This window comes from Bradyrhizobium sp. USDA 4452 (assembly GCF_054063575.1).
In genome coordinates this window covers 6142902-6156416 of record NZ_JBSSGK010000001.1, presented here as the reverse complement: position 1 = coordinate 6156416, position 13515 = coordinate 6142902, and the positions used below count along the sequence as shown (strand labels likewise).

Annotated in this window: 11 protein-coding genes and 2 pseudogenes; 3 read left to right on the top strand and 10 right to left on the bottom strand. The window is 57.2% G+C overall.

Annotated features, from left to right (window positions below):
* Positions 1–475: 475 nt before the first annotated feature.
* The 4 genes from ACVISU_RS29105 to ACVISU_RS29090 all read right to left on the bottom strand — a co-directional run bounded on the left by ACVISU_RS29105 (position 476) and on the right by ACVISU_RS29090 (position 3764).
* Positions 476–2305 (bottom strand): alpha,alpha-trehalose-phosphate synthase (UDP-forming), encoded by a 1830-nt coding sequence (locus ACVISU_RS29105; RefSeq protein ID WP_456709189.1) that lies wholly within the window; start codon positions 2303–2305, stop codon positions 476–478.
* Between the two features lie 298 nt (positions 2306–2603).
* Positions 2604–2948: a DUF2285 domain-containing protein gene (locus tag ACVISU_RS29100; RefSeq protein ID WP_456709188.1), complete on the bottom strand. Its 345-nt coding sequence runs from the start codon at positions 2946–2948 to the stop codon at positions 2604–2606.
* A gap of 38 nt (positions 2949–2986) precedes the next feature.
* Positions 2987–3499 carry a PfkB family carbohydrate kinase gene (locus ACVISU_RS29095; RefSeq protein ID WP_456709187.1) on the bottom strand — a complete coding sequence of 171 codons (513 nt, stop codon included), beginning with the start codon at positions 3497–3499 and terminating at the stop codon, positions 2987–2989.
* Positions 3500–3515: 16 nt separating this feature from the next.
* Positions 3516–3764 (bottom strand): hypothetical protein, encoded by a 249-nt coding sequence (locus ACVISU_RS29090; RefSeq protein WP_456709186.1) that lies wholly within the window; start codon positions 3762–3764, stop codon positions 3516–3518.
* 452 nt (positions 3765–4216) lie between these two features.
* Here ACVISU_RS29090 and ACVISU_RS29085 point away from each other — a divergent pair.
* A pseudogene (locus ACVISU_RS29085) lies at positions 4217–5164 on the top strand (IS1 family transposase).
* 112 nt (positions 5165–5276) lie between these two features.
* Here the strand turns inward: ACVISU_RS29085 and ACVISU_RS29080 are convergent.
* Positions 5277–5969: a Crp/Fnr family transcriptional regulator gene (locus ACVISU_RS29080; protein WP_456709185.1), complete on the bottom strand. Its 693-nt coding sequence runs from the start codon at positions 5967–5969 to the stop codon at positions 5277–5279.
* Between ACVISU_RS29080 and ACVISU_RS29075 the strand changes: the two genes are divergently transcribed.
* A complete protein-coding gene (locus ACVISU_RS29075; protein WP_456709184.1) occupies positions 5962–6630 on the top strand; it encodes a chemotaxis protein CheB in 669 nt (222 codons plus the stop codon). The two genes, ACVISU_RS29080 and ACVISU_RS29075, sit on opposite strands and share 8 nt — an antisense overlap.
* 748 nt (positions 6631–7378) lie before the next feature.
* Positions 7379–7514: pseudogene (locus ACVISU_RS29070) on the top strand (IS5/IS1182 family transposase); the annotation flags it as partial.
* Between the two features lie 302 nt (positions 7515–7816).
* On the opposite strand, the gene ACVISU_RS29065 reads toward ACVISU_RS29070, so the two are convergent.
* The 5 genes from ACVISU_RS29065 to ACVISU_RS29045 all read right to left on the bottom strand — a co-directional run bounded on the left by ACVISU_RS29065 (position 7817) and on the right by ACVISU_RS29045 (position 13471).
* Entirely contained in the window at positions 7817–9190 is a 1374-nt protein-coding gene (locus ACVISU_RS29065) for an amidohydrolase family protein (RefSeq protein ID WP_456709183.1), read from the bottom strand.
* A gap of 129 nt (positions 9191–9319) precedes the next feature.
* Entirely contained in the window at positions 9320–10213 is an 894-nt protein-coding gene (locus tag ACVISU_RS29060) for an amino acid ABC transporter substrate-binding protein (RefSeq protein WP_456709182.1), read from the bottom strand.
* 952 nt (positions 10214–11165) lie between these two features.
* Complete coding sequence (locus ACVISU_RS29055; RefSeq protein ID WP_456709181.1) at positions 11166–11933, bottom strand: amino acid ABC transporter ATP-binding protein; 768 nt, start codon at positions 11931–11933, stop codon at positions 11166–11168.
* Between the two features lie 54 nt (positions 11934–11987).
* Complete coding sequence (locus ACVISU_RS29050; RefSeq protein ID WP_456709180.1) at positions 11988–12683, bottom strand: amino acid ABC transporter permease; 696 nt, start codon at positions 12681–12683, stop codon at positions 11988–11990.
* A complete protein-coding gene (locus ACVISU_RS29045; protein ID WP_456709179.1) occupies positions 12680–13471 on the bottom strand; it encodes an amino acid ABC transporter permease in 792 nt (263 codons plus the stop codon). Before ACVISU_RS29045 ends, ACVISU_RS29050 begins: the two co-directional genes overlap by 4 nt.
* Between the last annotated feature and the right edge of the window lie 44 nt (positions 13472–13515).

Here is a 13515-nt window from a genome sequence, read left to right as displayed (position 1 = left end):
GTTTCAGCCGCTCAGGGCTGCACGATCATGTTCGCTTGCCGACATTGGTTGCCAAGCAGACAGGGCAATGTCGGCACGACATGTGTCTCAGACAGCACCGGTACTATGGATCTTCAGCGGCCAAGAGCCGGAACAGAGGGACGCTTCCGACCCGCCATCGGAACGCTTACTCAAAATATGAGGTCCGCTCTTCTGATCCGGATCATCGGGCAGACTTGTCGCCGCGCATCAGCATGACATAGAACAGCGCGTTGATCAGCAGCCAGATCGCGATCAAGCTGATGGCAGTGCGCATGGCGATCTCCAATTCGTGACTGTAAGTATCTGCCGCGACATTCCGCTCATCATGTGAGCCAGCGCGGATCGAAAGAACCGCGCCAGCTGCCAGACCTGTATTGTGCCTCTCGCCTGCCGCAGAAGCGCAATCTGCCGTGTGCTGTTTTCTCCCCGGCACGGGACTGCTATGCGACCAGAACTAGGCGATGCTGTCCGGTGTCGGCAGGACCCAGAGTCTGTCCTGCGTACGCATCAGTGGAGCCGCTAGCGCCTCAAAGCTTGACTCAACATCTGCATAGGCAGCCTCCTTCAAGGCGGTATCAGCGGGGTCGACTTGGTTGAAAGCAGTCAAAGCCGTGGCATAATTCTGGTACAGCGGCATTTGAGCTTCGTTGGTCCAGCCGAGACCGAGACGATGGAACTGATCAGCTGGGACAGTGACACGGCTCTTATCCAGCTCTCGAATATAATCCGCCGACCAGTCGTGGATGGTATAGGATTCAATCTTGTCCATCATCGAGCGCCACCGGGTGACACGCTCCTCAAGCGGCATGCGGATCGCCTTCGAGATAGCGGCTGCGATCTCTTCAGGGTTGTTCGGATCCACCAGAAGTGCCTCGTTCTCGTTGAAGTCTTCAGCGGCGCCCGCGAACTTGGATAGGACCAGAACGCCGGGATCCTTCGGGTCTTGTTCCGCAACATATTCTTTCGCCACAAGATTCATGCCGTCGCGCAACGGGGTCACGACGCCGACATGGGCGGCGCGGTAAAGCCGCGCGAGTGCCGCCTGGCTGAACGAATCGTTCTTGTAGTGGATCGGGCTCCACCTGTCGGTGCCATGCTCGGCATTGACGCGGTTGATCGCGCTCTCGACCTCTTCTTTATAGTTCTGATACTGCTCGACATCGGCGCGTGAGAACGGAGCGATCTGCAATAGGGGGATGCTGTGGGGTTCCGTCCTTAGCAGCTGATTGAGCCCTTCGACCCGTTTGTCGATGCCCTTGGTGTAATCGAGCCGGTCCACGCCGATCGCAAACTTGGATCCTTCGAAGTTTTGCAACAATGACGAGACTTTTTCTTGCTCTGCAGCAGAGAGATCTGCAGCGAGATAGTCTGCGAACTGCTTGGGATCGATCCCGATTGGGAACTTTTTCAGTCGCGTCTGACCGCGCTCCGTGGTGACGACGCCATTCTCAGTCTCCAGTCCGAAATGGGTTCGGAGGTACGCCGAGAAGTTATTCAGATCCTGGTTCGTCTGGAATCCGATCAGGTCATACTTCAGCGTCGCCTTCACCAGTTCGCGATGATTGGGTACGCTATCGACCATATCGGGCGCCGGCCACGGCGTGTGAAGGAAGAAGCCGGTCGGCCGGTCGATGCCGAGTTCGTGCAGTCGGGCTCCGAGCGGGAGCAAATGATAATCATGCACCCAGAATAGGTCCCGATCCCGTACGTCGAAGACGGCACCCGCAATATAACTGTTGGTCCTTTGATAGCTTTGGTAATCGTTTTCATAATCGTCTTCGGAGACCGACATCCGGTCCGGCAGGGAGTGCAGTGCCGGCCACAACGTCGAGTTCGAAAAACCACGATAATAGCCAGCATGGTCAGCGGCCGGCAGATCGAGCCTGGCGACAAATCCCGCCCCAGTCTCGACCAGCGGCAGGGGCACCTCGGTCCCATCGCCGCGGTTTTCCGAAGAGCCGACCCAGACCGCGCCGGACCGTTGCACGACCGGTTCGAGGGCGGCGGCAAGGCCGCCGGTCTGGGGTTTACTGGGGTCGAAGGGCGCAACGCGGTTCGAAATGACGACAAGCTTCAAATCAGGTTGCTGGTTGATCACATCTGCCACCTCGTCCGAGGCAATAGAATGGGCGGGGCCTGCACTGGCTTGTTCATTCAGCTCTGGCGCTATCCGGTCCAACTGTTGGCCAAAGACATGCCGGTTTTTGGTTTCATCTTGCTGGGTAGCGCCTGATGTACTGCTGTAGGCCAAGGCTGCCATGTAGAGCGCATCATATCGAACCATCTCAAAACTCCGTTTGACGATGTTTGCGTTTGATTCAGTCGCAGATCAGCCCCGAGAAGTATCCCCACGACGCAGGATGGCAGGGCCAGCTTTCGGGAAGCTGACCAGTCGCGAGCCAATCGCCGCAGCAGGGACGTATTCATGTCCAGGGCCGCGCGGTGCGCATTGGATGAGGCTGTCTGCTGGCCCGCACAGGATCCGACGGTGATCCCGGATCGTTGTCTTCGCAGGGAGAACGCCGCGGCATCCTGCGTGGCAAGTCGGGAGCCCGCCACATGGAGCGGGCCACGCAGCGAAGTCATGAAGTGTCGTCCCTGTCCTTGCGTTTGTAACGGAGCAAGTCACGATAACCACCTCGCATCAGGTGCAGCCCCATCCGGACAAGGCGAATGGTCCGGCTGCGCAGGTCGTGTGTTTTCCAGCCTCGATCCGGGATGCGGGTCTTGCCGAACAGGCCTTCGGCGATGTTGCGGTAGCTGTTGCCTTCGAGCCACCCGTCGAGTGCACGCAGGGCGAAGATGTGCCGGTTGCGGGTACCGATCGATTGGGCAAGAGGTGGCGGTCCAACAGGGCGCTCTTCGAGCGCCAGCCAAAATCGATAGGCAGCCTGCAAACGAAGATCGAAGCTGCGGTCAAGGGGCAAGTCGATGCCAACCAGCGATCCGCGCCGCGGAAGTTCATTCAGCCAGAGCCGGTGTTTCGCTCCTCCAAGCGGAACAATGGCATGCCAGCCATCGGCGGCTTGTCGAACCTCGCCGCCAGCCAGTTCAGTGAAATCAAGCCTGTATCGATCGGACGCGACCGGGCGGACCGCCCGCGCCGTGTTACGCACAAGGCTGCAACGGCTAGCGCCTTTCTAACTGCTTCCTTAAGAGGCAGCCGTTGAGCGAGCGATGCTGCAAATGCGGCCAAGCCTGAGACTTCGCCTGCACAGATCGTAATTGCCTCAGTGCGAACGCCGGCTTCCATAAGCGATTTTAAAAGCGACTGACCGGCATCATCATCACCGAGATGCGTGTAGAAGTGTGGTTTTAGGCCGAGCCGGGCGGCCGCGACGGCCTGGTTGGCGCCCTTTCCTCCGGGGTTACGGGTCAACGCACCCATCAGGCTTTCACCCGGCGTTGGAAGCCGCTCGACATTGAAGCACAGATCGAGATTCGTCGTTCCGAAGAACATCAATGGCCTGGCATTCATTTTACCGCACCGAAGGTTATGCCGCGTTCGAGGTGATGCCCGTCAGCTTCTCGAATTCCGGCAACTGGGCTGCCACCGCGTCGGCATACGGATGAATGCCATAGGCCCAGACAATCGACGCGCCTTCAACCTGACGCCAGTTGATCTCGTCCGCCTTGACTTGGGTGAATCCTATGACCGTTCCAGCCAAAGGCGCAACGCAGATGAGAACGTTACGGGCAAGCCCCATGTAATAACCGTGAAAGGTGGTAAGCTTCCTTGTCATCATTCCCCCTCTGGGCTCGTTGGCCCCTAAACTCACGCGCCCTCCTCGTCCGCGGCCGAGGCGCAGGGATGCTAATCCGTCATTTTTTCGCCCTATGCGGCTTTTCAAACGAACGTTGGGTAACATTGGGTAAGATGAAAGTTCACGCTCGGTGTCGACGATCGACTCAACTCGCCGACCGGCATCACGGTCGCATTCCGTGAAACAGGTCTCTTGCCGTATCTGGCCGCCGAGACATTGTGTGACCAGCGATCTCGGTATGATACTTCGCGGCGACCAACGCGAGAACTGCCCCACGAGCGCTCGAGTCGCTTAAGCGTCGCGATATAGGCGACCACTAACCACCCGCGCGCGAAGGCACACGGCCACGTCGTGTACGTAAAGGCGATCCGCATCGTCAGGCAGCCGGCTAGGAAGCATAACAATGTCTTTTGCCACGCATAATGGTCAGTATGAATAAGTTAACCAGACAGGCCCGTGCCCGAATCCTTCGTCTACTCTGCAATGGATATTTTGCGCTATCAAACGTTTGACGGGTGGCTAGCAAGAACACGGTGGCAATGTTGTTGGTAGATAGAGGCCACGCCGCGCGGCTTATCAGGACAAGACCCTCGAGAACATGCCGTGAAAGCCCGTCCAGATGGATGAAATCTGGAACTTCGTTAGCCAAGGCCGCGCACCAAGAAGGCTGTTGCCGCTCCCGGGCCGTTGGCGACAATTGGACATGAACGGCGATCTGCGCCGCAACCAAGCCGATTGTGAGCTGGTTGCTTGGCGCTCGTGATCCGGACGCCGCTCTGACGTTCGTCCACGAGGGGCCTAGCCAATCGCGTCCAGCTTACCAGTGATGCTTACAGGCCGTACTTGCATGCCGTTCAGGCGGCATTCGCGGACCAGGTTGACCATGCGATGCTTATCTGATTTGCGGCTCTGATCCGCAGGCGGAAGTCCGCTATAGGCCGGCCGAGTGCCTTGGCGCGGAAAAGACGAAGATTGGCAACCCTGATCCGAACCATTTCAGCACATCTTACGCCGAGCGCAGCAACCACGCCATGCGCCGGTTCACGCGATCGACGGACGCCTTCTGAAAAGGTCGAGAACCATGCCGCGGCGATTGCGCTGCACACGATGCACGATAACTTCGTGCGCAGCCATCACACGGTCAAGGTTACGCCCGCGATGGCCACTGGCGTGACCGACAAGCTCTGAGAGATGGGAGACTTAGTTGTGATGCTAGAGCGATGGGAGCTAGCGAACTTCAAGCCGGAATATCAGTGGTCCGTCAGTACGCCATCGGCAAGGGCATTCTGTCAGCGTCCTGTGACGTCGCGCAAGGTCGATAGCATCTTCGGATACCAGACGAGCACGAGGCTCTGGAATGCGTGTGGAAGAAGTCGTAAGGCTGGCTGCTAGGCCATGTACCATAAACTCGGCGGCGTGATGCGACTAAAGCCTAGAAGTGGGCGTTACTATGCGGCGGGTGCATATGACACCTGGGAGAGCTTACAACCCTCAAGCACCGACAAGACGCTCGTATTCGCGCAAGATGATTTTGTAACAGCTACATGAGGCAGCCTCTAACCCTTTGCGATTCAATATCGTTACCTGACCTCTGTCGTAGTTGATCAAACCCGCCTTTTGCAGAACGCCAGCAGCCACCGTCACGGTCGGCCGGTGCACGCCAAGCATCTGCGACAAAAATTCATGAGTAAGTGGAAATACATCTCCTTCAACCCGGTCGTGCGTTTGCAGCAGCCATCGCGCACATCGCTCCTGGACTTCGTGTAGACGGTTGCACGAGGTGCCCTGCGCGATCTGGTTCATCAGCGCCACCGTATAACGCATCAGCATCTGGTGCAGCTTCGGAATCTTATCGAGCGAGGAGGCCAGCGATTTGATTTCTGCGCGACGAGCAGACCCGGGGATTTGCACAAGCATCGTGCTCGGGATGGAAGCAACGCCAAGCAGCGCGTGGATGCCGACCAATCCTTCAGGTCCAACGGTTGCGAACTCAACGACTTGTCCATCATCCGGTTCATTGACCATGGACACGACGCCGCTATCCACGAAGTAGAAATGCTTGATCGGCTCATTTGGCCCAACCAAGACCTGCTTGCACTTCAGTTCCACCGTTTCGAGCTTGGGTTCGACGAGCTTGAGTTCCTCAACAGGCGCTTTCAGCAGCAGGCGGTTGGACATGGGCATGATTGCCTCCACGGGCAGGCTATGTCATCCAGATGACAGAATGCGCTTCGGTCCAACCAACGCCTCGGTTCGACGTTCCTGCGCCGTTGGCGTTATCGCCTCGGCTGGCGGGATCGGGGCAACTATTGAACTTTTGAGTTCCCTTCCTGCTGACTTCTATCCTCCGATCGTCCTGGCTCAACATCTCCCGAGATCATCTACCAGCAACTTGGATCAGGTGCTGGGGTGGCACACGAAGAGAAAGGTCTGCTGGGCCGAAGAGGAAGGCTGGCCCGTCTTCGGGCAAGTTTATCTCTGCCCTCCCGGAGCTTCGGTGCAACTGACGCCGGACGGCTTTCGCGTCCGTCCACTTCCCGAGAACCCAATCAGTTGGCTTCAAGTGCCGGATGGCCTGCTGGGGAGCATGTCCGAGACTTATGGCAACCGCTTAGCAGCCATCGTTCTCAGTGGCGCACTACCAACTGCGCTAGAGGGCCTCAAGCAGGTTCGCGCCGCGGGGGGGATTTCGATGGCTCAGAGCAGGACGAGCTCGCGCGATTTTGCGATGCCGTGCGCGGCAATCGAAATGGGAAAGGTGGAAATCTTCACGTCACCCGCGCGGATGGCCGGAATGCTGCAAATCATCTCCGAGCAGTGGGACGCGCATCGGTGCGGGCAGTAACGTCCTTTCTTACTCCTCTAGCTCGTGGAGGATGCGGTCTCGGTGCTGAATATGCTGCGCTTGGGAAGCATAGAAGTGATCCAGCAGCCTCTGAGCCTCCTCTGTATCATAGCCCGCCGCAACATGAAGCGGATCCGCTCCTCTTGTTCAGCAATGTGTCGCACGCCTTACGCGATGTGCCGCTCGGCCTCTTCCAGATGTCTGAGCCACATGGCCCGGTCCATACAACAGCTTAGCCCAAAAGTGGCCAAGCCGTTTGGAAAATCGCTCGCTCACTGACTGTCGTCGGTCCTCACCGCGGTATTGTATCCGGCGAAGCTATTGGGAGATGAACGCTGCAAGAGTTCCAAGCACCGCTCGATATTTTCGAGGGAGCGCATTATCATCTGCTGGTCCATCGCCCGATTAGGTCTATAGATCGGCTTCCGCTGTTTATCCATGTATCCGCTTATAGCGGTAACTGCATAGATCGTCTGTCATGCAGATGACGAGCCAAGAGCCTGAAGCGCGCGGCCCGCTTCGGATCATTTTCGACGGTTTCGAGAAGGATTGTCGGCGGGCTGATTCCAGCTTCTGCCGGTAAGCGCCCCCACCGGCGCCTGCCTCAAAGCGCTGCGTCGGAGCAGATGGCCGTGATACAAGCTTCCAAACTGGGCTCACTCATGCGCTACGAACTCGCCGATCATGAATTGATCGCCATCAAGCCCATGCTGCCGAACAGCCGCTTGGCGTTCCTCGGGTGCACGACCGTCACGAGGTCGAGCGGTTCTTCAACAGGACGTCGGGTGGCGACGCGCTGCGACAGGCTCGCCGCCAACTATCTTGCCTTCGTTCAACTCGCGTCGATCACGCTATGGCTGCGCCCTAATGAGTCCGCGTCTTAGCCTTGAGAGTAGGATCAAACAGGGCCGCCAACTGCGACGGCCTATTTGTTGAATCGTTCACGGCGCGAACATCGCTATGCCGATGATGAGGAAGGGGCTCAGTCCGAACAGGACGATACAAACACTTTTAAGGAGTTCACTTTCCATAACACAACTCCAGCGTTAGTACCGGACCTTACACCCAATCGAACTCGATGGCACGTGCAATTTGTGCCACCGCAACGTTTTGTTGCGATCGGCTGCCAACTCCGGCCATGATTAACCAATGGAATACTTTCGGGGTCAGCTTTGAAGCTGACTACTCATCGGGGGATTGCTCGACACTCCGCTGGCGTCGTATCCACCCGATGCGCTTTCTGAAAGAACTGAAGCGCGTTGCCGCGCATGATCCGGTCGATCAGGTCACGGGTGGCCTCGAGCGCGATCCAGCCTTCGGCCACCAATTGCGAGAGAGCTTGTGCGATTCCACGGCGCGCTACGCACGCATGACCATAAATTGGCTCGACAGAGACATAGTCGCCGCCGAAGGTGAATATCTTGTTGGACGGAACCGCCATCAAAAACTCCTTCAAGAAGCGAACGCCCGCCACCGGATTGATGATCCATGCCCAGCACATGTCGATCGCCGCGTTAGGATAATGTTTGGCCAACGCAATAAACTCGTGCTCGTATGGGTAGCCAATATGCATGAGGACGAATCGGATTTCGGGAAAATCCTGCAGCAGACGGCACACATCTGCTGCATTGCTGCGAGTACGCGCGAGTTGCATCACGCCGTGGCCCGCCAAAACGCCGGTGTGCAGTTTGACCGGCAAGCCGTACTCGCCGGCCTTGCCGACGCAATAGCGGAATAGATAGTCTTGCAGCGCCTTAAGATCCTCAGGACCGAGGGCGTGCAATGCGCCTACCCTGTCGGCATGGTGCGGGAATAGTCTTGCGGCATGCGCCTTGGTGACCGGCTCGAAATCGAGAGCGCGAGAATAGGCGATTTGCGATTTTACAGCCACGGCCTTGGCTCCGTAAGTCGCGAAATAAAAGTCTATGACCCCGAGCCATTCATCGAGAGTGGTCGGGCGTTTGCCCGTCTCGACCTCCACCCACGCAAAGTCAGCAGCACTACACCGGCACAATTGAAGGATGCTTATGTCGTGGTCGAGCAGCCCTGGCTGCTCGGTCTCCATAAAGATGCGCTGAAGCGAATTGACGTGACAGCCTTTGATGTTTGCCAGCTCCAGAATCCGTGCGTAAAAACCCGGCTGTACGGTCTGATGGTATTTCTCGGCGATGCGGGGCAGGCTTTCGGCGGTCAGGTCCTCTTCACCGTAAACGCCACGAAACGTATGGCGTAGCGCCTGGGCGTAGCCGGTGTGGCGGATGCGTTCCCAATAAGGCGCGATCAGCCGATATTTGTCCTGGCTCGCAAGGTCCGGCCCGAGAAACGCCCGTAGGTCGGTCGCTGGCAGGCCCGCAACCACCAGATCCTCGGCAGCATAGGATCTGAATAGATAGGCCCAGTCGTTGCACGGCAATGTCCGTGGATGGATTGCTCCGGAAAGGCGCTGGCTTTCCTCGATCAGGTGTTCATGGGTGTCCACAAATGGCGTCTGCTCGACCCATTGCGCGATTTGTCGATCCACGTCTGTCATCGACTTCCAGTCCACTGCTCCGCTTGTCATTTCGCGCTCCCTTTGGGTGACGACAGTTGCTTGCGTCCGCGTTCGCAATCACGCCAGCATTGGACCATGTTGCCAGGTCTGGCGTTGATGTCCTGTCGCCGCGGCGGCTTCGGCTCGCCGCGGTCAAGCTCAGTAATTGACCACATCACTGGGGTGAGCGACGCGCTCCTTGAGCGCATCGGTCATTGGGAAGTTCAGGTTGATGTTTTTCGGCGGAATCGCAGCCACGAACCATTTGTCGTAGATTCTGGTGAACTCGCCGGAAGCCATGAGCTTGGAGAGAACGTCGTCGACTAACTTTTTGAAGTCGGGATCATCCTTCGAGAACATCAGGCCATAATAATAAATGGTACCATAGTTAGCATTTAGAAAGATGAGGTCGGCCGGCTTCGCATAATCCGCCTTCATGCCGGCCAGGAGAATGTCAGCTTCCACCCACGCCGTCACACGACCGGTCGTGAGTAGCAGCAATGATTCCGCATGGTCTTTGGCTTGCGCGATGGTCAGGTTGAGATCGTCCTGCTGCGAAATGCCCTTGGCAATGCCGAGAGCATCGGAACCCTGTGTTACAACAACGGTCTTCCCTTTCAGGTCTTTCGGCGTCTTGAGCCCGCTCGACGCCTTTGCGAGCCAAGCCGTTTGACTGGCGAAGGTTGCAACACTGAATGAGACCTGTTCTAGACGCTGCTTACTGCTGGCAGTGCCGCCGCACTCGATGTCGATCGTGCCATTCTGGATAAGTGGAATCCGGTTGGACGAGTTGACGGGCGTAAGCTTTGTCTGAATGTCCGGAGCGCCGAGATCAAGTTTCAGACGATCGACGACGTGCGCGCACAGGTCGAGGGAAAAACCAACGGGCTTCTGATCAGCGCCGAGATAGGAAAAGGGAATCGAGGCCTCGCGATAACCAATGGTGATCACCTTTTTCGATCTGATGTTGTCAAGCGTTGGCCCCGCGTGCGCCGTGGAAATCGCAGTTGCGGTGATCGCGATCGCTGAAAGCAGTGCAAACATTTTGGCCATAGGAATTCCTCTGATTCAGATGAAGCGCGCTTTTTGCGCTTTTGATCTTGGGCAGCGCGGGCGCTCCCAGGCGATCCGTGCGCGATCTGGCGTCGCTAACATGACCGCTTCCGACTCCCGAAGCTGGGCAGCGTACGATCCGCTCATTCCGCACCGCACATGAACCGGGCAGCGTTCAGCCATGGCTAAATGATAGGCCTCACGAGCCATTTGGTACCACAATAATTTCAGTTTACGAGTACCTAGATTTCGAAATATGAGAATTTATCGAAGGCAACATCATGAACCCGATGGGAGCCACCTTCCCCGCTTGTGTGAGCGCTCCCGTCCATCGGCAATCAAGCTCAATCGGAAAACACGAAATCCGGGCATACGCATTTTCTATATTTTGGTTGCCCGAGTTCGCAATCTGCTCCATCGCCGGGAATCAGAGCGTCTTTCCGCAGCACAAAGCTTGTGGTTTTTAGAGCAAGCGGCGCCGACCAAGGCTAGGGGACGGTCGAGGCCGAGCCGAATGGGATGCCGGTCCGAGGCGGCGCGATTTGCAATCACCTCGTTCATATTCATCTTGGTCGACGTTCTCGCCCCTCTCTGGAAGACGTCCAGCGGAAATTCTCTCCGCAGCACTCCTCGCGCAATTTCGCCGCAAAACCGCGCAGATTACATCGGCCTTATCCTTCTCAATATCGCCCGAGGCGCGCATTTGCCCTGGCTGCGGCCATCTTTACGAATGCCAGCGCCTATATGAAGTTGGGAAAGTGACTAATCGGAATACCTCAGATCGAGAAATTTGCGATCCCGCGCGCGGTCTGCGGACCATAGTAGGCTTTCAGCGGGATCGTCGCCGGGCCAAGCGAGTCGCTTTCGATACGCTCTGTTGGCGATGCGTTGGTCATATCAAACTGTCATGTCTGATCACGGCATTTCAGGGAAACCCGCGTGGGCCGCGATCTCAGTGAATGATCTGATTGAGGAACGCCTTCGCGCGTTCCGTATTCGGCGCGCGAAAGAATGTGCTTGGATCGCCCTCTTCCACGATTGAGCCGCGATCCATGAAGACCACGCGATCCGCAACTTCGCGCGCGAAACCCATTTCGTGCGTGACGCAGACCATCGTCATCCCATCCTGCGCGAGCTCAACTATGGTTTCGAGCACCTCCTTGACCATTTCCGGATCGAGGGCAGAGGTCGGCTCGTCGAACAGCATGATCTTGGGCTGCATGCAGAGGGCACGGGCTATCGCGACACGTTGCTGCTGCCCGCCCGACAATTGAGCGGGATATTTGTTGGCTTGGTCATGGATCCGGACTTTCCTCAACAGCGCCATCGACCGCTGATGCGCCTCGGACTCAGCAAGGCCCCTGACCTTCATCGGAGCCAGCATGCAATTTTCGAGCACCGACAGATGCGGAAACAGGTTAAAGCTCTGAAAGACCATGCCGACTTCAGAGCGAACGTTGTTGATGTCGCAAATCCGGTCTGTCAGTTCGATCCCATCGACGACTATGCGTCCGGAATCGTGCTTTTCGATATGATTGATGCAGCGGATGAGAGTCGATTTCCCGGAACCCGATGGTCCGCAGAGTACAATCTTTTCTCCTTTTGCGACTTTGAGGTTGACGTCGCTCAGGGCATTGAAGCTGCCGAACCGCTTGACGAGGTGCTCGACGACAACCATCGCAAACGGGTCAGCTGGGCTAACGGTGCGTTCTTGCTGCATGCTGATCTCCAGGTTGTAGCCCCAGGGAATGACGGGCCATCGGATTATGACTGATTATCGGCGGGCGCCCGCGATCGCGTACTTCCTGCGGAGCGAGGCGACGAATTGGGACGCGGCGCAGCCTATGATGAGATAAACACCAGCCACTGCGAGGTACATCTCGACCAGACGACCATTGAGCTGTGCAAGCTTGGAAGCCGCACCAAGGAGATCAGTGAGCGATAGAACGTAAACAAGGGACGTATCCTGAAACAGGATAATGGTCTGGCTCAGTATGATGGGGCTTGCGACCCGAAACACCTGCGGAAGGACGACATGACGATACGTATCGAACGTCGACAGGGCGAGAGCCTGGCACGCCTCGAATTGTCCTTTGTTCACGGCGCGCAATCCGACACGGATGATTTCCGAATAGTAGGCGGCTTCAAACAGGCCGAAGGTGATGAACGCTGTGTAGGTGGCACCGACTGGAACCGGGCGACCGTTGCCTGACAGGTGCCCCAGAACGATGGGCACCAAGAAGAAGAACCAAAACAGGACCAGAATGAGCGGAATCGATCGCATCAGAGCGACATAGCTACGGACGAGCTGGCTCAGAATGCGGAGCTCAAAGTGCTGCACGAGGGCGAAGAGCGTTCCAAGAAACATTCCAACCAAGAAGGCGGCTGCCGTCAATGAAAGCGAGAACAGCAATCCTGACCACAGATAGGGCCATGCCTGTACGACAATCGAGACATCGAGACTGTTCATTTCACGACCTCCATACCGTTAGGGACGGGGCTTTCCAGCTTCACAGCGTCGAAATCTGACCCGCCGGCCTCCCTACCGGGTGCGGTACCGGGTATGCGCAGGGCTTTGTCGATAAGCATCATCGTCTGGTAGGCGATCAAAGCCAAAGCAAGATAGATGAGCGTGGCGGCACCGAATGCCGCGAAGGTTTGGAACGTCGCATCGCTGATTTGGCGCGCCTGGGCCGTCAGCTCCATCACACCGATGGTTAGAGCGACGGATGTATTCTTGTAGATGCCCATCACCTCGCTTGTCAGGCTTGGCACGATCAGGCGAAGTGCCTGCGGCAAGATAATATGGCGATACGTTAGATAACCGCTCAGGCCGAGTGCGGCAGCGCCTTCGTCCTGTCCCTTGGGCAAGGCTTCGATGCCTGCGCGAACCTGTTCTGCGATGCGCGCGGCGGTGTAGAGGCCCAGGCACCACAGGGCCGGAAGGAAAGTTCCCCAAGGCGGAGGTATTTGCTTTATCCCGTCGCCCATGGTCGTTGGAAGAAGCTCGGGCAGGACGAAGTACCAGAGAAACATCTGCACGAGAACGGGGATGTTTCGGAAGATCTCAACGTACAATCGAGCTAGGGCCCGGAAGAAGGGATTCTGCACAGTTCGACCTATGCCGACGACGACTCCGATTGCGAATGCAATCCACCAGCCGAAGAAGGCAAGCGCCAACGTCCAACCGAGACCCGAAACAAGCCAGTCGATGTAACGCTGGCCATCCACGGTCTTTTCAAGGAGAACTGTGAACATCGCAAACCTCACGATTGCGGGTGCGCACGGCGACCGCGCTTGGC

Bases quoted from the DNA above. Each gene is read 5' to 3' on its own strand.
- ACVISU_RS29105 (WP_456709189.1), bottom strand. From the start codon at position 2,305: ATGGTTCGATATGATGCGCTCTACATGGCAGCCTTGGCCTACAGCAGT.
- ACVISU_RS29095 (WP_456709187.1), bottom strand. From the start codon at position 3,499: ATGAATGCCAGGCCATTGATGTTCTTCGGAACGACGAATCTCGATCTG.
- ACVISU_RS29090 (WP_456709186.1), bottom strand. From the start codon at position 3,764: ATGACAAGGAAGCTTACCACCTTTCACGGTTATTACATGGGGCTTGCC.
- ACVISU_RS29075 (WP_456709184.1), top strand. From the start codon at position 5,962: ATGGGCATGATTGCCTCCACGGGCAGGCTATGTCATCCAGATGACAGA.
- ACVISU_RS29080 (WP_456709185.1), bottom strand. From the start codon at position 5,969: ATGCCCATGTCCAACCGCCTGCTGCTGAAAGCGCCTGTTGAGGAACTC.
- ACVISU_RS29065 (WP_456709183.1), bottom strand. From the start codon at position 9,190: ATGACAAGCGGAGCAGTGGACTGGAAGTCGATGACAGACGTGGATCGA.
- ACVISU_RS29060 (WP_456709182.1), bottom strand. From the start codon at position 10,213: ATGGCCAAAATGTTTGCACTGCTTTCAGCGATCGCGATCACCGCAACT.
- ACVISU_RS29055 (WP_456709181.1), bottom strand. From the start codon at position 11,933: ATGCAGCAAGAACGCACCGTTAGCCCAGCTGACCCGTTTGCGATGGTT.
- ACVISU_RS29050 (WP_456709180.1), bottom strand. From the start codon at position 12,683: ATGAACAGTCTCGATGTCTCGATTGTCGTACAGGCATGGCCCTATCTG.
- ACVISU_RS29045 (WP_456709179.1), bottom strand. From the start codon at position 13,471: ATGTTCACAGTTCTCCTTGAAAAGACCGTGGATGGCCAGCGTTACATC.